Source organism: Vibrio sp. 10N.222.52.B7 (assembly GCF_041474275.1).
Classification (GTDB): Bacteria; Pseudomonadota; Gammaproteobacteria; order Enterobacterales; family Vibrionaceae; genus Vibrio; species Vibrio crassostreae_C.
This window is the reverse complement of the sequence record NZ_JBFRTU010000790.1, coordinates 1-367: the sequence shown is the minus strand read 5'-3', so window position 1 is coordinate 367 and position 367 is coordinate 1. Positions and strand designations below refer to the sequence as shown.

The window sequence follows — 367 nt, the reverse complement described above, 5'->3', positions numbered from 1 at the left end:
CTGCAACACAGGAACAAATCCAAGGACATGATGAAGCAAACCAGATCCACCAAGAAATAGAAAATAGCGATTTTTTCCGAAGTGATATGAACAGTGTGGGCGTCGTGATGGAATTTCAGCCATTACCTGAGTTCGCAGCCAGCGTTTATCCAGCTCTTGCTGCGATAGCTAAAACTGGGTATATCGACTACCTCTCCAATCAAAATGAGCAGTTATTGCTGGTGAAACTCTGGGACGGAGTAACACTCAACACTCAACATCCTGGAGTTAATCGTAGAATTCACGCATTTAAACAACGTATTGATAAGCTTCAACAACTAGACCTACCGACCCCTTCGGTCCATGCCTGTGGTCTATTAGGGCAAGG

At 44.7% G+C, this 367-nt stretch carries 1 protein-coding gene; it reads left to right on the top strand.

Features of this window, described 5'->3' with window-relative positions:
- The coding region (locus tag AB4512_RS25330; protein WP_372176222.1) for a hypothetical protein at nt 1-367 on the top strand (367 nt) is incomplete at both ends.